Consider the following 19,539-nt stretch of genomic DNA (forward strand, 5'->3'; position numbering starts at 1 on the left):
TCAAACCCCTAGGTGCCGGTGTAGGTCTCGGGGTCCGGCCGGAACCGGGTGCCGTCATCGAGTGCGTTGAGGGCCTCCATATGCGACGCCGACAGCTCGAAGTCGAACACGTCGACGTTCTCCGCGATGCGCTCGGGCTTGGAGGAACGGGGGATCACCACGTTGCCCAGCTGGATGCTCCAGCGGATCAGGGTCTGCGCAGGCGTCTTGCCGTACTCGCCGGCGACCGAGACCACCGTGGGGTTCTCCACCAGCCTGCCGACCCCGAGCGGCCCGTAGGCCTCGGTGACGATGCCGTGCTCGGCGTTGACCGCACGCAGGTCCGCCTGATTCAGCAGCGGATGCAGCTCGATCTGGTTCACCGCGGGGACGAAGAACGACAGGTCGATGACGTTGGAGAGATCCTCGGGCGTGAAGTTGGCCACGCCAATCGACCTGGTGTGGCCGACCTCGCGGGCCTTCATCATTCCGCCCCAGCTGTCGACGTACTTGCCGGGATCGCCGGCCGGCCAGTGAATGAGGTACAGGTCGACGTAGTCCAGGCCCAGGCGTTCCACGCTTGCCTCGCACGCGTCGCGTGACGACTTGAAGCCCTGGTTCTCAGTGGCGAGCTTCGTGGTGACGAAGATCTCGGCGCGCGGGACACCCGAGGCGGCGATGGCACGGCCCACGGCCGCTTCGTTGCCGTACGCGGCGGCGGTGTCGATCAACCGGACGCCGATCTCCAGCGCCGCGGACACCGCCTGCTCGGTCTGCGCCTCGGACAGTTCACCCACGCCGATGCCGAGCACGGGGATCGTGTTCTCGTCATTGAGTGAGACGTTGGGGATGGATGCCGCCGAGCTCATGTCACCTAGCCTGTGAAGTTGAAGGTTCGCGGATCGGGCCCCTGTCGAGTGCCGTCCTCCAGCGCCGCGATGGACGATATGCCCTGCTCGCTTCGCTCAAAGTCGAACACGTCGAAGTCACTCACAATCCTGTCGGGGTTCACCGATTTCAGAATGACGATATTACCGAGCTGGTTACCCCACCTAATCATGACCTGTGCTGGGGTTTTGGTGTGGTAGCCACGCCGAGGCAGGCATGCGCGTGGCGTTTTGCGCATCGCAGCAGAAGTGGGTGCAGCTCAACCTGATTGATGGCCGGGCGATATCCTCGGCGTCGATCGGCCCTGTGCGGATGCTCGGGGCTGAAGTTGCTGGCGCGGTGGCGCGGTTGGCACCCCCGCGAGGTGTCCGCCAAAAACCCGCCCGATGGCGGGGATCGAATTACCGTCGTTGAGCGTGACCGAGGGAGTCGAGGGATCAACCATGACGTCGAGTCAGCCAGCAGCAAGCCAACCCGGGAGAGTGCCTGCGCCTGTCGCCGATCCCGGTGCGGGTCGGCCCGGACGGGCCAAGCTGGCCGCCGTGAACGCGGCCAGCGGTGTCATGCTGCCGGTGCTCAAGCGGCTCCCGGATCGGGTCAAGCGGCTGATGCTTGGGGGACGTGCCGTCACCGTGGACGGCAACACCCTCGACACCACGCTGCAGTTGGTGCTCGCCGTGCAGCGGGCTTCTGGAGTCGGTGGCCTGGTGGCCAGCGACGACCTGGCGGTGGCACGCGCCCAACTGCGCAAACTCGCCGCGCTCGTCGACTCCAGTGTGGCGGTGGGGGTGCGGAACCTCTCGATACCCGGTCCGGCGGGGGCAATGCGGGCCCGGCACTACACGCCTGTGAATGACGCTCCGGTCGGCAGCCCTGGCGGCCCCACCCGGTCAGAACCGCTGCTGGTCTTCTTCCACGGCGGCGGCTTCGTGGTCGGCGACCTCGAGACCCACGACGGACTGTGCCGACTTATCTGCCGTGACGCGGGAATCCACGTCCTGGCGCTCGACTACCGCCTCGCGCCCGAGCACAAGGCACCGGCCGCCATCGAGGACTGCTACGCCGCCTACCGCTGGGCCGTTGAACACGCTGCGGAGCTGGGCGCAGACCCGCAGCGGGTGGCCGTCGGCGGCGATAGCGCGGGCGGGAACCTCGCCACCGTGGTGTCGCACCTCGCGCGCGACGACCGGGACCGGGGAGTGCCGCTGCCCGCCCTGCAGCTGCTCATCTATCCCGTCACGAACTTCGCGAGCGAAACCCGCTCCAAGGCGCTGTTCGCCGACGGCTTCTTCCTGACCAAGGCCCACATGGACTGGTTCAGGGACAGCTATCTGAACGGGGCACCGATCGAGGTCTCGGACCCGCGGATCTCGCCGCTGCTGGCCGACGATCTCGCGGGCCTGCCGCCCGCGCTCGTACTGACCGCGGGCTTCGACCCGCTTCGGGACGAGGGAAACCTGTACGCCGAGGCGCTGACGGCGGCCGGGGTGGCGGTCGATCACCGTCAATACGGGTCGATGGTGCACGCGTTCACGAATTTCTCCGCACTCGGCGGCGGCAGCGCGATCGCCACCGCGGACATGGTCTCGGCGCTCAAGGCGCACCTCTGCCGCTGCTGAGTGGGGGTTTCGGAGCGCACTGAGCTCGCCGGTACTCTTGTCCCGTGGCCACCAAACCCAAGAAGCCCCAGAGCTACGACCTCAAGGCTGCGGATCGCAAGCGCAATCTGCTGATCCAGATCGGGCTCACCGCGGTCGTCGTGATCTTCGCGGTCGCTCTCGTCCTCTACATCGTGTTGTCCGGCGAGACCAAGCCGTCGGCCGACGAGGGGCAGTCGATCCGCGTGACCTCCAGCAAGTTGGTCACCAAGGAGGGCACCGACGAACCGAAGGTCGTGCTGGGTCTTTACGAGGACTTCCTCTGCCCGGCGTGTGGCGCATTCGAGCAGCGGTTCGGCCCGACGGTCAGCGCTCTGATCGACAGTGGGGCCATTGCGGCGGATTACTACATGGTGGCGATCCTGGACCGAGCGGCGAACAAGAACTACTCGTCGCGCGCCGGCGCCGCGGCGTACTGCGTCGCCGACGAGTCGAAGGAGGCCTTCCGCCGCTTCCACGCCGCGCTGTACGCGCAGCAGCCCAGCGAAGTCGGAACCTCATTCCCCACCGATGAGCAGTTGATCGAGACCGCCCGTCAAGCCGGTGCGGCGGGTTCGGTCCCGGCCTGCATCAACAGTGGGCGCTACCTCGACATGGTGGGCGGCCTGGCCAAGGCGACCGGAGTCACCGGAACCCCGACCATCCGGATCAACGGTGAGGACTACAAGTACTCGACGCCCGACGCACTGGTCGCCAAGGTCAAGGAGACGGTCGGTGACCTGCCCGGTATGACCGCCGTTCCGGCCGCGCCGCTGCCCGGTCAGGCACCCGCGGCGCCGTGACCACCACCGCGCCAGATTCCGCTCCCGTCGCCGAACCGTCGGCGTCCGCCGGGGCCACGGCGCGCGTGCGCACCGCAAGCGCGGTGTGGGTCCTCATCGCAGGCGTGCTCGGTCTCGCCGCGTCGCTGGTGTTGACGATCGAGAAGGTCGAACTCCTGATCAACCCGGCCTACGTGCCGTCGTGCAGCATCAACCCGGTGCTGTCCTGCGGCTCGGTGATGGTCACCCCGCAGGCCTCGGCCTTCGGCTTCCCCAACTCGCTGATCGGGATCGTCGCGTTCAGCGTCGTTCTCGTCACGGGTGTGCTTGCGTTGGCCAAAGTGCCACTGCCGCGGTGGTATTGGGCAGGCCTTGCGGCGGGAACGCTGCTCGGCACGGTTTTCGTGCACTGGTTGATCGTGCAGAGCCTCTATCACATCGGCGCGCTGTGCCCCTACTGCATGGTGGTGTGGGCCGTGACCATTCCGCTGCTCGTCGTGACGTCCTCAATCGCCTTTGCATCATCGTCCGGCAATCGCATCGCGGGCTTCGTTGCGCAGTGGCGCTGGTCGTTGGTGGCGCTGTGGTTCACCGCAATCTTCCTGATGATCCTGGTGCGATTCTGGAGTTACTGGTCCACACTGCTGTAGCGCCCATCCGCATGTAACCCCCGGGTAACACCGGCGAAGTTAGGGTGACCTCGTGATTTCAAAACTCCTGGTGGCTAACCGCGGCGAGATCGCGGTTCGCTCGTTCCGGGCGGCCTACGAAATGAACATCGCCACGGTTGCGGTGTATCCGTATGAGGACCGCAACTCGCTGCATCGACTGAAGGCCGACGAGTCCTATCAGATCGGCGAGCCCGGCCATCCGGTACGGGCCTACCTGTCAGTCTCCGAGATCATCCGAGTCGCCAAGCACGCCGGTGCGGACGCGGTGTATCCCGGTTATGGCTTCCTGTCCGAGAATCCGGAGCTGGCGGCGGCGTGCGCGGCCGAGGGAATCACATTCGTCGGGCCCCGTGCCGATGTTCTGGAGTTGACCGGCAACAAGGCGCGCGCGATTGCCGAGGCGCGGGCCGCGGGCCTGCCGGTCCTGGCGTCCTCGGAGCCGTCGGCATCGGTTGAGGAGCTGCTTGCCGCGGCTGAGAACTCTACGGAGATGACTTTTCCGTTGTTCGTCAAGGCAGTGTCCGGCGGTGGCGGCCGCGGGATGCGCCGCGTCGCGGACGCCTCGGGGCTGGCCGAGGCGATCGAGGCGGCAAGCCGGGAGGCCGAGTCGGCGTTCGGTGATCCGACGGTGTACCTGGAACAGGCGGTGATCAACCCGCGCCATATAGAGGTGCAGATCCTCGCCGACACGCACGGCAACGTCATCCACCTGTTCGAGCGGGACTGCAGCGTGCAGCGCCGCCATCAGAAGGTCATCGAGCTGGCGCCGGCGCCGAACCTGGATCCGGCGGTGCGCGAGAAGATCTGTGCCGACGCGGTGGCGTTCGCCCGTCAGATCAACTACACGTGCGCAGGCACCATCGAGTTCCTGCTCGATGAGCGCGGCCATCACGTCTTCATCGAGTGCAATCCGCGCATCCAGGTCGAGCACACCGTGACCGAGGAGATCACCGACGTCGACCTGGTCTCCAGCCAGCTGCGGATCGCGGCGGGGGAGTCGCTGGCCGATCTCGGGCTGAGCCAGGAGTCGGTGCACATCCGTGGCGCGGCAATGCAGTGCCGCATCACCACCGAGGACCCGGCCAACGGATTCAGGCCCGACACCGGACGCATCACCGGCTACCGATCCCCGGGAGGGGCGGGTATCCGGCTCGACGGCGGCACGCATCTCGGCGCGGAGATCAGTCCCCACTTCGACTCGATGCTGGTCAAGCTGACCTGTCGGGGCCGTGATTTCGCATCGGCCGCCACCCGGGCGCGCCGTGCACTGGCAGAGTTCCGCATCCGCGGGGTGTCGACGAACATCCCGTTCCTGCAAGCGGTTCTGGACGACCCCGACTTCGAGGCGGGCCGCGTCACCACCTCGTTCATCGATGACCGACCGCAGCTGCTGACGGCACACACGCCGGCTGACCGCGGTTCGCGCATCCTCAACTACCTGGCCGACGTGACGGTCAACAAGCCGCACGGTGAGCGGCAGGCAGCGGTGTACCCGCATGACAAGCTGCCGCCGCTGGACCTCAAGACGCCGCCACCCGCGGGCAGCAAGCAGCGGCTCACCGAACTGGGCCCGGAGGGTTTTGCGACCTGGCTGCGGGACTCCCCGGCACTGGGCGTCACCGACACCACATTCCGTGATGCACACCAGTCGCTGCTGGCCACCCGAGTGCGCTCCAACGGTCTGCTCCTGGTGGCGCCCCACATCGCCAGGATGACACCGCAGCTGCTGTCGGTGGAGTGCTGGGGCGGAGCGACTTACGATGTGGCGCTTCGCTTCCTCAAGGAGGACCCGTGGGACCGGCTGGCCGCGCTGCGCGAGGCGATGCCCAACATCTGCCTGCAGATGCTGCTGCGGGGACGCAACACCGTCGGCTACACCCCGTACCCGGAGACGGTGACCAAGGCGTTCGTGGCTGAGGCCACCGCAACGGGTATCGACATCTACCGAATCTTCGACGCGCTCAACAACGTCGAGTCGATGCGCCCGGCAATCGACGCGGTTCGCGAGACCGGCACCTCGGTCGCCGAGGTCGCCATGTCCTACACCGGCGACCTGTCCAACCCCGCCGAGAACCTCTACACCCTGGACTACTACCTCAAGCTCGCCGAGCAGATCGTCGACGCAGGCGCGCACGTGCTGGCCATCAAGGACATGGCCGGGCTGCTGCGCCCGCAGGCGGCCACCGCCCTGGTCGGTGCGCTGCGGTCACGGTTCGACCTGCCCATCCATGTGCACACCCACGACACCCCGGGCGGGCAGCTGGCCACCTACCTGGCGGCGTGGACCGCCGGCGCCAGCGCCGTCGACGGGGCATCGGCGCCGCTGGCGGGCACCACGAGTCAACCCGCGCTGTCGGCGATCGTGGCCGCGACCGCGCATACCGCCTTCGACACCGGCCTGGATCTGAACGCGGTGTGTGACCTGGAACCGTACTGGGAGGCGCTGCGCAAGGTGTACGCGCCGTTCGAGGCCGGGCTGCCTGCCCCGACCGGGCGGGTGTACTCCCACGAGATCCCCGGCGGGCAGCTCTCCAACCTGCGCACGCAGGCCGTCGCGCTCGGGCTCGGCGACAGGTTCGAGGAGATCGAGACCAACTACGCCGCCGCCGATCGGGTGCTTGGCCGGCTGGTCAAGGTCACCCCGTCTTCGAAGGTGGTCGGCGATCTCGCGCTGACACTGGTCGGTGCCGGGATCACCGCAGACGAGTTCGCCGCGGATCCGGGGCGCGTCGACATCCCCGACAGCGTGATCGGGTTCCTGCGCGGTGAATTGGGGGACCCGCCAGGAGGCTGGCCGGAACCGTTGCGCACCAAGGCACTTGCGGGTCGCGCCCCGGCGAAACCGGAGACCCCGCTGGCTGCCGAGGACGAGGTGGCGCTTGGCACCGGGGGCCGGCACCGGCAAGAGGTGCTGAACCGGTTGCTGTTCCCCGGCCCGACCAAGGAATACGAAACCCACCGCGAGCTCTACGGTGACACCTCGCGACTGTCGGCGAACCAGTTCTTCTACGGGCTGCGCCAGGGTGAGGAACACCGCGTGGTGCTGGAACGCGGCGTCGAACTGCTGATCGGCCTGGAAGCGGTGTCCGATGCCGATGAACGCGGTATGCGCACGGTGCTGTGCCTGCTCAATGGTCAGCTGCGCCCAGTGCTGGTCCGCGATCGCAGCATCGCCACCGACATCCCGGTCGCCGAGAAGGCCGACAAGACCAACCCCGACCACATCGCAGCCCCGTTTGCCGGAGTTATCACCGTCGGTGTGGCCGTCGGTGACACGGTGTCCGCCGGACAGACCATCGCCACGATCGAGGCGATGAAGATGGAGGCCGCCATCACCGCGCCAAAGGCGGGCACCGTCGACCGCATCGCGGTCTCGGCCACCGCGCAGGTCGAGGGCGGTGACCTGCTGGTGGTGGTCGGTTCGGCGGGCAGGAGCGCAGCGACCGGGGGATCACACTGACCCGTATCATCGGCGGCGAGTTCGGCGGCAGACGGATCACGGTGCCGCAGCAGCGATCCGGGTCGGGCACCCGCCCCACCACCGACCGGGTCCGCGAGTCGTTGTTCAACGTGCTGACGTCGCGGCTCGACTTCGACGGTTGCCACGTACTCGACCTGTACGCGGGGTCGGGCGCGCTCGGACTCGAGGCGTTGTCACGCGGCGCGGCGTCGGCGGTGTTCGTCGAGTCCGATCGGCGCGCGGCAGACGCGATCGCCGCGAATGTGTCCGCGCTCGGTGTCCGAGGCGCGTCAGTGCGGCGCGGGTCGGTCGACGCGGTGCTCGCCTCGGCCCCGACCCGTCCCGTCGATCTCGTGTTCGCCGATCCGCCGTACGAGGTGCCGACGTCAGACGTCGAGACGGTGATCGCTGCGCTGGGCGCGGGATGGGTCACCGCGGGCGCCGTGGTGGTTCTCGAGAGGCCCGCCGCGTCCGATCCCGTGCAGTGGCCCCAGAGGTGGACTGCCTGGCCGCAACGACGCTATGGCGACACCCGCGTCGAGTTCGGCGAGTTCGACGCGTAGCCTCCACCACCATGAGTGGCGCGGTATGCCCAGGATCTTTCGACCCGGTGACCCTCGGTCACGTGGACGTCTTCGAGCGGGCGTGTGCCCAGTTCGACGAGGTGATCGTCGCCGTGCTGGTCAATCCCAACAAGAAGGGCATGTTCAGCGCCGATGAGCGCATCGAACTCATCCGCGAGTCGACAGTGCATCTGCCGAATCTGCGGGTCGAGTCCGGTTCCGGCCTGGTGGTGGACTTCGTCAAACACCACGGTTTCACGGCGATCGTCAAGGGGCTGCGCACCGGCACCGACTTCGAGTACGAGCTGCAGATGGCGCAGATGAACAAGCACGTCGCGGGCGTGGACACTTTCTTCGTCGCGACCACGCCGCAGTTCTCGTTCGTGTCGTCATCGTTGGCCAAGGAGGTCGCGACGTATGGCGGTGACGTGTCCGCACTGCTGCCGGAGCCCGTGAACGTCCGTCTGCGAGCAAAGATCGCAGACGGCAGCGGTTAGACACCGCGACACACCGACGGTAAAGCCGAGTCACAGGCGTAACACCAGGCACACTGGTATCACCAACTACGCCTGGGAGGGTGTTGCCGTGTACCGAGTATTCGAAGCGCTCGACGAGCTTGGGGCAATTGTCGAGGAAGCTCGTGGCGTGCCGATGACGGCCGGCTGCATGGTGCCCCGCGGTGATGTCCTCGAGCTGCTCGACGACATCAAGGACGCGATCCCCGGTGAACTCGACGATGCCCAGGACGTCCTCGACGCCCGCGACGGCATGCTGCGCGAGGCCAAGGAACACGCCGACAACATGGTGAACAGCGCCACCGCCGAGGCCGACTCCCTGATCAACCACTCACGCGCTGAGGCCGACCGGCTGCTCGCCGATGCCAAGGGACAGGCCGACCGGATGGTCGCAGAGGCCCGCCAGCACAGCGAGCGGATGGTCGGCGAGGCCCGTGCTGAGGCCGAGCGCATCGCGGCGACCGCCAAGCGTGAGTACGACGCCAGCACCGGCCGCGCGAAGTCCGAGGCCGACCGCCTGATCGAGAACGGCAACCTGTCCTACGAGAAGGCCGTTCAGGAGGGCATCAAGGAGCAGCAGCGCCTGGTGCACCAGACCGAGATCGTCCAGACGGCCACGTTGGAGGCCACCAGGCTCATCGACACCGCCCACGCCGAAGCGGACCGACTGCGCGGCGAGTGCGATATCTACGTCGACAGCAAGCTCGCCGAGTTCGAGGACTACCTCAACGGCACACTGCGCTCGGTGGGTCGGGGACGGCACCAGTTGCGTACCGCCGCGGGCACTCACGACTACGCACAACGCTGACCGTCGGCGGCAGCGGACGCGAGGAGCAAATCAAGGGCAGGTCAGGCGCGGTTCGGGCGGCCAGCGATAGCCGTAGGATTGCGGCCATGGCTGCCACGACTGGACGTAGAGCACGGCGAGGTCCTCGGTCGCCGTTCGTCATCGACACTCTGGGTCTGGGGCGTCGCCCCGGATCGATGCAGGAGATTCACGAGACCGTTGGCGCGCCAGCGCGCATTGGGATGCAGCTCATCGCGATTGAACGCGATGCACCCGTCGAACTGGATCTGAGGCTCGAGTCGGTATCGGAGGGTGTGCTGGTCACCGGCACGGTGTCGGCACCGACAGCGGGCGAGTGCGGCCGGTGCCTGACCCCGGTCGCTGGGGACGTCGAGATCGAGCTGACGGAGCTGTACGCCTATCCCGACAGCGTGACGGAGGCGACCACCGACGCCGACGAGGTCGGACACGTCATCGACGACACCGTCGACCTGGAGCAGCCGATAATCGACGCCATCGGGCTCGCGCTGCCGTTCACGCCGCTGTGCGTGCCGGACTGCCCAGGGTTGTGCCCCGACTGCGGGACGCCGCTGGCTGACGCCGGACCCGACCACCACCACGACAAGATCGATCCACGGTGGGCCAAGTTGTCCGCGATGCTGCCCGATGTGCGGAAGTCGGCGTCGGAGGACGACGGAGCCGGCGCGTGACGGCCGATCGGACACCGCTCCTCGAAGCGCTCGGCGTGGATCTGCCCGAGGACATCCTTACGGTGGCGCTGACCCACCGCAGCTACGCCTTCGAGCACGGTGGCCTGCCCACCAACGAGCGCATGGAATTCCTCGGTGACGCGGTCCTCGGGCTGCTCATCGCCGATATCCTCATCCACCGCCACCCCGACAGTCCCGAGGGTGAACTGGCCAAACTGCGCAACAGCATCGTCAACACCCAGGCGTTGGCCAATGTGGGCCGCGGGCTCACCGACACCGGGCTGGGTTCATTCCTGCTGCTGGGCCGCGGCGAGGTCGTGACGGGCGGTCACGATAAGGCCAGCATTCTGGCCGACGGCGTCGAGGCGCTGCTTGGGGCGGTCTACCTGCAACACGGCTTCGACGTGTCGCGCGATGTGGTGTTGCGCCTCTTCAGTGAACTGCTCGATACGGCGCCCTCCCTCGGTGCAGCCCTGGAGTGGAAGTCGAGCCTGCAGGAACTCGCGGTGGCGCGCGGACTCGGCATGCCCAAGTACGTCGTCACCTCCGACGGACCCGACCACGACCGGGTGTTCACCGCCTCAGTCCTGGTCAACGGCCAGGAATACGGCAGCGGCGTCGGCACCTCCAAGAAGGAGGCGGAGGTCAAGGCGGCCGCGCAGGCGTGGACGGCGTTGGACTCCGAGACTGTGTTGGACTCAAACGCGGCGGGGGATTCAGATCCACCGCCCACCGCCAATGCCTGAGCTGCCCGAGGTCGAGGTGGTGCGGCGCGGCCTGGACGCCCATGTCACCGGGCGCAGCATCGCGGCGGTCCGGGTCAACCACCTGCGCGCGGTCCGGCGACACGAGGCGGGGCCCGCGGATCTGACGGCACGCCTGCTGGGTGCCGAGATCGTCGGGACCGGGCGGCGCGGAAAGTTCCTGTGGCTCGTTCTCAACCACGGTGATGAGGCTCTCGGGCGAAGCGCAGAGGAACGGGAGGCGCTCGTGGTGCATCTCGGGATGAGCGGGCAGATGCTGCTGGGGCCGGTCACGCGCACCGAGCACCTTCGCATCGCCACCCTGCTCGACGACGGCACCGCGCTCAGCTTCGTCGACCAGCGCACGTTCGGCGGGTGGATGCTGTCAGATCTCGTCACGGTCGACGGTACCGAGGTCCCAGAGCCGGTCGCGCACATCGCGCGCGATCCGCTCGACCCTCGCTTCGACCGCGACGCGGTGGTGAAGGTGTTGCGGCGCAAGCACTCCGAGATCAAACGTCAGCTGCTCGACCAGACCGTGGTGTCGGGAATCGGCAACATCTACGCCGACGAGGCGCTGTGGCGGGCGCAGGTGAACGGCGCGCGTCTGGCCGAGACGCTGACCAAGCCGAAACTGGCGGCGATCCTCGACCACGCCACCGACGTCATGCGGGACGCGTTGGATCAGGGCGGCACGTCGTTCGACTCGCTCTATGTCAACGTCAACGGCGAGTCGGGATACTTCGACCGGTCACTCGATGCGTACGGCCGCGAGGGTGAGCCGTGTCACCGGTGCGGTGCGGCGATACGACGCGAGAAGTTCATGAACCGATCGTCGTATTACTGCCCGCAGTGCCAACCAAAACCACGCCAGCCGAGGCCCCGTCGTTGACAACCAAGCAGTGCGCAAGCAGAGGAGACACATGACCGAACTGTGGGTCGAGCGGACGGGGGTGCGCCGCTACACCGGGCGTAGCTCGCGTGGTGCCGAGGTACTGATCGGATCCGAGGATGTCGAGGGTGTCTTCACCCCCGGCGAGCTGCTCAAGATCGCGTTGGCCGCATGCAGCGGGATGGCCAGCGACAGTCCCTTGCGGACCAGGCTGGGTGACGACTACCAGACCACCATCCGGGTATCCGGCCCCGCCGACCGGGAGCAGGAGCGCTATCCGCACCTCGAGGAGACCCTCGTGGTCGACCTGTCGGGGCTCAGCGACGCCGAGGTGGCCAAGCTGAGGGTCGTCGTCGAACGCTCGATCGACAAGGTGTGCACCGTGGGGCGCACGCTGAAGTCGGGCACCGAGGTGAGCTTCAAGGTCGCCGATGAGCCGCTTGCGCGAAGAGAATCAGCTTCCGATGAGCCGCTTGCGCGAAGAGAATCAGCTTCCGATGAGTCGCTTGCGCGAGTAGAAGCAGCTTCCGATGAGCGCCGCGCCTGACGATCCCGACGAGGTAGTGCGGCTGAGCGCGTGGGTGCACGGCCACGTGCAGGGTGTGGGTTTCCGCTGGTGGACCAGGTCGCGCGCACTTGAGCTGGGACTGACCGGATTCGCCGCGAACTGTTCCGGCGGTCGTGTGCACGTTGTCGCCAGGGGCCCGCGATCGGACTGTCGCCGCCTGCTGGACCTGCTGGAGGGCGGCGGCACGCCTGGCCACGTGGATGTTGTCGTCGCGGACTGGTCCGCCGCAGGTGAGCGGTTCGAGGGCTTCATCGAGAGATGACGGGCGCGGGCTGTGCCCAAAGGTAATGTGGCACCCCATGCATCTCAAGAGTCTGACGCTGAAGGGCTTCAAGTCCTTCGCCTCGCCGACGACTCTGCGCTTCGAGCCAGGCATCACCTGTGTCGTGGGACCCAACGGATCGGGAAAGTCCAACGTCGTCGACGCATTGACGTGGGTCATGGGCGAGCAGGGCGCCAAGACGCTGCGTGGCGGCAAGATGGAGGACGTCATCTTCGCCGGCACGTCATCGCGTGCCCCGCTGGGCCGCGCCGAGGTGACGCTGACAATCGACAACTCCGACAATGCGCTGCCCATCGAGTACTCCGAGGTGTCGATCACGCGCCGGATGTTCCGCGACGGCGCAGGAGAGTACGAGATCAACGGCACCAGTTGCCGGCTGATGGACGTGCAGGAACTGCTGAGCGACTCCGGCATCGGCCGTGAGATGCACGTCATCGTCGGCCAGGGCAAGCTGTCGGAGATCCTTGAGTCGCGCCCCGAGGATCGCCGCGCCTTCATCGAGGAGGCGGCCGGTGTGCTCAAGCACCGCAAGCGCAAGGAGAAGGCGGTCCGCAAGCTCGACTCGATGCAGGCCAACCTCGCCCGGCTCACCGACCTCACCACCGAACTTCGCAGGCAGCTCAAGCCGCTGGGCAGGCAGGCCGAGATGGCCCGACGGGCCCAGACCATCCAGGCCGACCTGCGCGACGCCCGGCTACGCCTGGCAGCCGACGACCTGGTCACCCGGCAGTCCGAGTTCGACGACACCAATCAGGCCGAGACCTCACTGCGGCGCGAGCACGACGAGATCACCACGCGCCTGGAGGCCGCCACGCTCGAACTCGCCGCACACGAGGAGGCGGTGAACGCTCTGACCGGCCGCGCCGAGTCCGCTCAGCAGACCTGGTTCCGGTTGTCCGCACTGGCCGAACGTGTCGGTGCGACGGTGCGCATCGCGGCCGACAGGGCGCAGACATTCGATGCCGACGTCGAGGTCTCCTCAGGCGCGGATCCCGACGAGTTGGAGGCTGAGGCCGAAGAGGTCGCCGCGCACGAGGAGGAACTCCTCTTCGAGCTCGAGGAGTGCCGCATGCGCCTGGAGGCGGCACGCGCCGAACTGGCCGAGCGCGAACGCGTCGCCGCCGACGCTGAACGCGCGCACATGGCGGCGGCGCGAGCGGAGGCCGACCGCCGTGAGGGTGTGGCACGGCTGGCCGGTCAGGTCGACACCATGCGCACGCGCGTCGAGTCGACAGACGAGGGCGTCGCCCGCCTCACCGTCGGCATTGAGGAGGCGGCCGCCCGCGCCCAGACCGCCAAGGCGGAGTTCGAGACGGTCCAGAGCCGGGTCGGGGAACTGGACGCCGGTGAGATGGGTCTCGACGAGCACCACGACCGCTCGGTGACTGCGCTGCGACTGGCTGACGAGCGGGTGGCCGAACTGCAGGCCGCCGAACGTGGCGCCGAGCGTCAGGTGGCGTCCCTGCGTGCCAGGATCGACGCGCTGGCCGTCGGCATGGACCGCCGCGACGGCGCCGCCTGGCTGCAACAGAATCACGGTGGCGCAGGTCTTTTCGGCACGGTGGCCAAACTGGTCCGGGTGCGCACCGGTTACGAGGTCGCGGTGGCCGCGGTGCTGGGTACGGCCGCCGATGCGCTGGCCGCCGATGACTCCGGTGCCGCGCGTGCCGCGGTCGCCGCGCTCAAGGAAGCCGACGGTGGTCGGGCGGCGATCGTGCTGGGGGACTGGCCCGAGGACACCGCCGTCCGAGACGGTGACGGTGAACTGCCTGCGGGTGCACTGTGGGCACTTGATCTGGTTGAGACACCGGCCAGGTTGCGGGGCGCGATCGCTGCCCTGCTCGGCCGCGTCGTCGTGGTCGAGGACCTGGCTGCCGCCTTGGCGCTGGTGACTGCCCGGCCTGCGCTGCGCGCCGTCACCGCAGACGGCGACCTGGTGGGTGCGGGCTGGGTCAACGGCGGATCGGACCGCAAGGTCAGCACCCTGGAGATCGCGTCCGAGATCGACAAGGCGCGCGCCGAGCTCGAGGCCTCCGAACGTCAGGTCGGCGACCTGTCGGCGGCGCTCTCCGGTGCGCTCGCCGAGCAGTCGGCCCGCCAGGACGCCGCCGAGCAGGCGCTCGCAGCGCTGAGTGAGTCCGACGCGGCGATCTCGTCGATCTACGAGACTCTCGGCCGGCTGGGGCAGGAGGCCCGCATTGCCGACGAGGAGTGGCAGCGCCTCATACGTCAGCGTGAGGAGCTGGAGACGGGCCGCGCAGGCACCGTGGAGGAACTCGTCGAGTTGGAGGAGCGGCTGCACAACGCGCAGCAGGCGCCAACCTTCGAGGCTCAGCCCGACAGTCGTTCGGAGTCGGTGACCGCTGCCGAGGCGGCCCGCGCCACCGAGGTGGAAGCCAGGCTGTCGGTGCGAACCGCCGAGGAGCGCGCGAACGCCGTTCGGGGACGCGCTGATTCGCTGCGCCGCACTGCGGCTGCCGAGCGGGAGGCCCGGCTTCGCGCGCAGCGCGCCAAGCAGGCCCGCGAACAGGCCGCGAAGATGGCCGCAGCCGTGGAGGAGTCGGGCCGACTGGTGGCAACCAGGCTCGCCGAGGCGGTCGCTGTGTCATCACGCCGCCGCGATCAGCTGGCCGAGGAGCGCAGGCTGCGCGGTGAGGGGCTGACCCGTGCGCGCACGGAGGTCAACGAACTCGCTGCGCGTATCACCGCGCTGACCGATGCGCTGCACCGCGATGAGGTCGCCAAAGCCCAAGCGGCACTTCGCATCGAGCAGCTCGAGCAGCAGGCGCTCGAGCAGTTCGGCATGGCAGTGGCCGATCTCGTCGCCGAGTACGGACCGGACGTGTCGTTGCCGCCATCGGAACTCGAGATGGCCGAGTACGAGCAGGCCCGCGAACGCGGTGAACAGGTCACCGCACCCGCGCCGATGCCGTATGACCGGCCGACCCAGGAGCGGCGTGCCAAGAAGGCCGAACGCGAACTCTCCGAACTCGGCCGCGTTAACCCGCTGGCGCTCGAGGAGTTCGCGGCGCTCGAGGAGCGCTACAACTTCCTGTCGACCCAACTCGAGGACGTCAAGGCGGCCCGCAAGGATCTGCTGGATGTCATCGCCGACGTCGATGACCGCATCCTGCAGGTGTTCGCTGAGGCCTATGCCGACGTGGAACGCGAGTTCACCCAGGTGTTCGCCACGCTGTTCCCAGGTGGTGAGGGACGGCTGCTGCTCACCAATCCCGATGACATGCTGACGACCGGCATCGAGGTCGAGGCGCGCCCGCCCGGAAAGAAGATCAAGCGGTTGTCGCTGCTGTCCGGTGGCGAGAAGTCGCTGACCGCCGTGGCGATGCTGGTGGCGATCTTCCGCGCGAGGCCGTCACCGTTCTACGTCATGGACGAGGTCGAGGCCGCCCTCGACGACGTCAACCTGCGCCGCCTGATCAGCCTGTTCGAGCAGCTGCGCGAGGTCTCCCAGCTCATCGTCATCACCCACCAGAAGCCGACGATGGAGATCGCCGACGCGCTGTACGGCGTGACCATGCGTGACGACGGCATCACGACCGTCATCTCGCAGCGGATGCGCGGCCAGGAACTGGTGTCACCGAGCGGCTGATGACCGCCCTGGGCCGGGGCAGGTCAGTTCGGCCCGACACCCCTGAGACAATGGCGCGGTGTCCGAAGGTCTCTGGATCGCACTCGCGGTCGTCGCAGTACTTGTCATAGCAGCCCTGGTCGTCGGACTGGTGCGCTACCGCCGCCGCCGAATCAGTCTCTCGTCACCCGATACCACCACGTCGCTGGACAAGTCCGGCGGCTACAACGCGTCCTCCGGAATCACGTTCAGTCAGTCATCGACGACCACGGCGCCGCCTGCCGGGCGGCTGGACACCAGCGGTCTGCCCGCAGTCGGTGACGACGCAACCATTCCGCGTGACGCGCCGAAGCGCCCAATCGCCGATGTCGCCCTACCTGACCCCGTAACGGCGCCAGAGGCTCCCGCAGAGCCCGCTGCAGAGGCTCCCGCAGAGCCCGCTGTCGAGCTCCCGGCGGTCGAGACGGTGTCGGCCCCGCCTGCCGATGCCGTGCTTCCCGCGGTGGAGGAGATCGTGCCCGCCGAGGGCCGGCTGGAGCGTTTGCGCGGACGGCTCGCCAAGTCGCAGGGGGCGCTGGGCCGCAGCATGCTCGGCCTGCTGGGTGGTGGCGACCTCGACGAGGACTCCTGGGAGGCGATCGAGGACGTCCTGCTGATGGCTGACCTCGGCCCCGTCGTGACCGAGTCCGTCGTGAAGGCCCTGCGCTCGCGGATGGCGAGCGCCAGCGTGCGCAGTGAGGCTGAAGCCCGTGCCGTGCTGCGCGAGGTGCTCATCTCCGAGCTGCACCCCGAGATGGACCGGTCGATCAAGGCGTTGCCGCACGAGGACAAACCGTCGGTGCTTCTGGTGGTCGGGGTGAACGGGACCGGCAAGACGACAACCGTCGGCAAGTTGGCGCGGGTCCTGGTGGCAGATGGCAGGCGGGTCGTCCTCGGTGCCGCAGACACCTTCCGCGCCGCCGCTGCCGATCAGTTGCAGAGCTGGGCGGCCAGGGTCGGAGCCGAGGTGGTTCGCGGGCCGGAGGGCGCCGATCCGGCATCGGTGGCCTTCGACGCCGTCGACAGGGGTGTCGCCTCCGGCGCCGACGTGGTCGTTGTCGACACCGCGGGGCGCCTGCACACCAAGACCGGCCTGATGGACGAGCTCGGCAAGGTCAAGCGGGTCGTCAGCAAGCGCGCCGCGGTCGATGAGGTGCTGCTGGTTCTGGACGCGACGATCGGGCAGAACGGGCTGCCGCAGGCCCGCGTGTTCGCCGAAGTCGTCGACATCACTGGCGTCGTGCTGACCAAGCTGGACGGAACGGCGAAGGGCGGAATCGTCTTTCGCGTGCAACAGGAACTCGGTGTGCCCGTCAAGCTGGTCGGGCTCGGGGAGGGCCCCGATGATCTGGCACCGTTCGAGCCCGCCGCGTTTGTCGACGCGCTTCTCGGTTAGCGAGTTCTCCTCGGTTAGCGGGCGCTTCTCGGTTAGCGAGTTCTGCCCGGTTAGCCGGGAAACACAGGTGTAACAGGTACGGCCGATCCGTTCACTTGGACGAAACGCATGTGAACCACGGATGAAACCGCGGCCGTCGAGTCTCATCGGGAGGCCGATTCGTGTCGGCGCCATTCTCGAGGAGGTTCACGCAAAGTGGTCTTAGCCTTACCTGACGAAATGTTCGCGCCATTCGGCGCGGGCGACGGCATGCTGAGTTCCGGTGATACGGCCTGGGTCCTCACCGCGGCCGCGCTGGTGCTGTTCATGACACCGGGCCTGGCGTTCTTCTACGGCGGCCTGTCGCGGCAGAAATCCGTCCTGAACATGATGATGATGTCCTTCGGGTCTCTGGGCCTGGTCAGCGTCATCTACGTGCTGTGGGGCTACTCGATGTCGTTCTCCTCGGCGCACACCGGAGAGAGCGATATCGCCGGAATCTTCGACAATCCGTTCTCGCTGTTCGGTGTGAGCCAGCTGCTTGAGTCCAAAGAACTTCCCGACGGGACGACTGGTTTTGTGACCGGCGGCTTCGGCACGGTGCCTGCCATTGTCTGGGTCGGCTTCCAGTTGACCTTCGCGGTCATCACCGTCGCGCTCATCAGTGGTGCGGTCGCCGAACGCATGAAGTTCGGCACCTGGATGCTGTTCGGTGGCATTTGGGTCACGCTGGTGTACTTCCCTCTGTCGCATATGGTCTGGGGCGGCGGTCTCCTCTCGGGTAGCGAGAAGGGTATTGCAGCCAAGTTGTTCGGCGTCGACGAGGAGGGCGCGGCCAACGTGGCGCCGATCGACTTCGCCGGTGGCACCGTGGTCCACATCAACGCCGGTATGGCCGCACTGGTTCTGGCGGTTCTGCTGGGCAAGCGTGCGGGATTCGGCAAGACCGCCTTCCGGCCGCACAACATTCCGTTCGTCATGCTGGGTGCTGCCATCCTGTGGTTCGGGTGGTTCGGCTTCAACGTGGGTTCGGAAGGCGCGGCCGACATGATCGCCGGTCAGGTGTGGGTCAACACCACCGCGGCCACCGCTGCGGCGATGCTCTCCTGGTTGGTGGTTGAGCGCATCCGCGACGGCCACGCCACCAGCGTGGGTGCCGCTTCGGGTGTCGTCGCCGGCCTGGTCGCCATCACCCCGGCGTGTGGCGCCCTGACACCGGTCGGCTCGCTGATCCTCGGTGCGGTCGCGGGTGTGCTCTCGGCACTGGCCATCGGCCTGAAATACAAGTTCGGCTATGACGATTCGCTCGACGTCGTCGGTGTGCACCTGGTCGCAGGTCTTTGGGGCACCATCGGCATCGGGTTCCTGGCCTACTCCGCCGACGGTTCACCGGGCCTGTTCTATGGTGGTGACTACAAGCAGCTCGTCGTTCAGACAATCATCGCGGTCGCCGCGGTGACGTTCACCGGCATCATGACCCTGATCATCGCCTTCATCGTCAAACCGCTTGGTTGGCGGGTAACCAAGGAAGATGAGCACACCGGGATCGATGAGACGCAGCATGCGGAAACTGCTTATGAACTCGTCTGATCGGGAATCATTCACAGGGGCACACAAGGTTATCCGGGAAGGGATCGACTAAATGAAGCTGATCACAGCGATCGTCAAGCCGTTCACGCTCGAAGATGTCAAGACTGGCCTCGAGCAGACCGGCATCCTCGGAATGACCGTCAGTGAGGTCCAGGGTTACGGACGTCAGAAGGGTCACACCGAGGTCTACCGCGGCGCGGAGTACTCCGTCGACTTCGTCCCGAAGGTGCGGGTCGAGGTTCTGGTGGACGACTCCGCCGTCGACAAGGTGGTGGACGTCATCGTCCAGGCCGCCCGCACCGGAAAGATCGGTGACGGAAAGGTCTGGGTCAGTTCTGTGGACACCGTGGTGCGGGTTCGTACCGGTGAGCGGGGGACCGACGCCATCTGATGGGCCACGAGATTCTCTAGCTCCGTCTCCCGGACGGGCACGAGCGATAACTGACCGCACGTCCGGGGAAGGATTGA

The 19,539-nt window shown here is 67.4% G+C and carries 16 protein-coding genes and 2 pseudogenes; 16 read left to right on the forward strand and 2 right to left on the reverse strand.

Annotation, left to right across the window (positions count from 1 at the left end):
- Positions 1-8: 8 nt before the first annotated feature.
- Together ABIA65_RS22455 and ABIA65_RS22460 are read right to left on the reverse strand one after the other, a co-directional pair.
- Positions 9-848: an aldo/keto reductase gene (locus ABIA65_RS22455; RefSeq protein ID WP_241399836.1), complete on the reverse strand. Its 840-nt coding sequence runs from the start codon at positions 846-848 to the stop codon at positions 9-11.
- 5 nt (positions 849-853) lie between these two features.
- Positions 854-1,200 (reverse strand): annotated as a pseudogene (locus ABIA65_RS22460) (aldo/keto reductase); the annotation flags it as partial.
- A 110-nt stretch (positions 1,201-1,310) separates the two neighbouring features.
- Between ABIA65_RS22460 and ABIA65_RS22465 the strand changes: the two are divergent.
- The 16 genes and pseudogenes from ABIA65_RS22465 to ABIA65_RS22540 all read left to right on the forward strand — a co-directional run bounded on the left by ABIA65_RS22465 (position 1,311) and on the right by ABIA65_RS22540 (position 19,462).
- A complete protein-coding gene (locus ABIA65_RS22465) occupies positions 1,311-2,486 on the forward strand; it encodes an alpha/beta hydrolase (protein WP_502919610.1) in 1,176 nt (391 codons plus the stop codon).
- Positions 2,487-2,530: 44 nt separating this feature from the next.
- Entirely contained in the window at positions 2,531-3,307 is a 777-nt protein-coding gene (locus ABIA65_RS22470; RefSeq protein WP_354524948.1) for a DsbA family protein, read from the forward strand.
- Positions 3,304-3,936 (forward strand): vitamin K epoxide reductase family protein, encoded by a 633-nt coding sequence (locus tag ABIA65_RS22475; protein ID WP_354524949.1) that lies wholly within the window; start codon positions 3,304-3,306, stop codon positions 3,934-3,936. The genes ABIA65_RS22470 and ABIA65_RS22475 overlap by 4 nt, the downstream gene beginning before the upstream one ends.
- A 52-nt stretch (positions 3,937-3,988) precedes the next feature.
- Positions 3,989-7,417: a pyruvate carboxylase gene (locus ABIA65_RS22480; protein WP_354524950.1), complete on the forward strand. Its 3,429-nt coding sequence runs from the start codon at positions 3,989-3,991 to the stop codon at positions 7,415-7,417.
- Positions 7,414-7,980, forward strand: coding sequence for a 16S rRNA (guanine(966)-N(2))-methyltransferase RsmD (gene rsmD / locus ABIA65_RS22485; RefSeq protein ID WP_354525203.1), 567 nt, complete (start codon positions 7,414-7,416; stop codon positions 7,978-7,980). Before ABIA65_RS22480 ends, rsmD begins: the two co-directional genes overlap by 4 nt.
- 11 nt (positions 7,981-7,991) lie before the next feature.
- The gene (coaD, locus tag ABIA65_RS22490) at positions 7,992-8,477 is read left to right on the forward strand and encodes a pantetheine-phosphate adenylyltransferase (RefSeq protein WP_241399828.1); all 486 of its coding nucleotides are present in this window, start codon (positions 7,992-7,994) and stop codon (positions 8,475-8,477) included.
- 88 nt (positions 8,478-8,565) lie between these two features.
- Positions 8,566-9,303, forward strand: a complete 738-nt coding sequence (gene sepIVA / locus ABIA65_RS22495) for a cell division protein SepIVA (RefSeq protein WP_241399827.1) — start codon at positions 8,566-8,568, stop codon at positions 9,301-9,303.
- A gap of 86 nt (positions 9,304-9,389) precedes the next feature.
- The gene (locus ABIA65_RS22500; protein WP_241399826.1) at positions 9,390-9,992 is read left to right on the forward strand and encodes a YceD family protein; all 603 of its coding nucleotides are present in this window, start codon (positions 9,390-9,392) and stop codon (positions 9,990-9,992) included.
- Positions 9,989-10,738, forward strand: a complete 750-nt coding sequence (rnc, locus tag ABIA65_RS22505; RefSeq protein ID WP_354524951.1) for a ribonuclease III — start codon at positions 9,989-9,991, stop codon at positions 10,736-10,738. Before ABIA65_RS22500 ends, rnc begins: the two co-directional genes overlap by 4 nt.
- A complete protein-coding gene (gene mutM / locus ABIA65_RS22510) occupies positions 10,731-11,627 on the forward strand; it encodes a bifunctional DNA-formamidopyrimidine glycosylase/DNA-(apurinic or apyrimidinic site) lyase (protein WP_354524952.1) in 897 nt (298 codons plus the stop codon). Before rnc ends, mutM begins: the two co-directional genes overlap by 8 nt.
- A 31-nt stretch (positions 11,628-11,658) precedes the next feature.
- Positions 11,659-12,060, forward strand: a pseudogene (locus ABIA65_RS22515) (OsmC family protein); the annotation flags it as partial.
- Positions 12,061-12,157: 97 nt separating this feature from the next.
- On the forward strand, positions 12,158-12,457 hold the full coding sequence (locus ABIA65_RS22520; RefSeq protein WP_241399820.1) for an acylphosphatase: 300 nt from the start codon (positions 12,158-12,160) through the stop codon (positions 12,455-12,457).
- 37 nt (positions 12,458-12,494) lie between these two features.
- Entirely contained in the window at positions 12,495-16,088 is a 3,594-nt protein-coding gene (gene smc / locus ABIA65_RS22525; protein ID WP_241399819.1) for a chromosome segregation protein SMC, read from the forward strand.
- A 58-nt stretch (positions 16,089-16,146) separates the two neighbouring features.
- On the forward strand, positions 16,147-17,502 hold the full coding sequence (ftsY, locus tag ABIA65_RS22530; protein WP_241399818.1) for a signal recognition particle-docking protein FtsY: 1,356 nt from the start codon (positions 16,147-16,149) through the stop codon (positions 17,500-17,502).
- Between the two features lie 195 nt (positions 17,503-17,697).
- Complete coding sequence (locus ABIA65_RS22535; protein ID WP_241399817.1) at positions 17,698-19,071, forward strand: ammonium transporter; 1,374 nt, start codon at positions 17,698-17,700, stop codon at positions 19,069-19,071.
- 52 nt (positions 19,072-19,123) lie between these two features.
- On the forward strand, positions 19,124-19,462 hold the full coding sequence (locus tag ABIA65_RS22540) for a P-II family nitrogen regulator (protein WP_163798060.1): 339 nt from the start codon (positions 19,124-19,126) through the stop codon (positions 19,460-19,462).
- Positions 19,463-19,539: the final 77 nt, after the last annotated feature.

This window comes from Mycolicibacterium sp. 624 (assembly GCF_040548615.1).
Classification (GTDB): domain Bacteria; phylum Actinomycetota; class Actinomycetes; order Mycobacteriales; family Mycobacteriaceae; genus Mycobacterium.

What these genes read in the sequence shown, in the direction of transcription:
- ABIA65_RS22455 (WP_241399836.1), bottom strand. Translation starts at nt 848, where the DNA reads ATGAGCTCGGCGGCATCCATCCCCAACGTCTCACTCAATGACGAGAAC.
- ABIA65_RS22465 (WP_502919610.1), top strand. Translation starts at nt 1,311, where the DNA reads ATGACGTCGAGTCAGCCAGCAGCAAGCCAACCCGGGAGAGTGCCTGCG.
- coaD (WP_241399828.1), top strand. Translation starts at nt 7,992, where the DNA reads ATGAGTGGCGCGGTATGCCCAGGATCTTTCGACCCGGTGACCCTCGGT.
- ABIA65_RS22500 (WP_241399826.1), top strand. Translation starts at nt 9,390, where the DNA reads ATGGCTGCCACGACTGGACGTAGAGCACGGCGAGGTCCTCGGTCGCCG.
- mutM (WP_354524952.1), top strand. Translation starts at nt 10,731, where the DNA reads ATGCCTGAGCTGCCCGAGGTCGAGGTGGTGCGGCGCGGCCTGGACGCC.
- ABIA65_RS22520 (WP_241399820.1), top strand. Translation starts at nt 12,158, where the DNA reads ATGAGCGCCGCGCCTGACGATCCCGACGAGGTAGTGCGGCTGAGCGCG.
- smc (WP_241399819.1), top strand. Translation starts at nt 12,495, where the DNA reads ATGCATCTCAAGAGTCTGACGCTGAAGGGCTTCAAGTCCTTCGCCTCG.
- ABIA65_RS22540 (WP_163798060.1), top strand. Translation starts at nt 19,124, where the DNA reads ATGAAGCTGATCACAGCGATCGTCAAGCCGTTCACGCTCGAAGATGTC.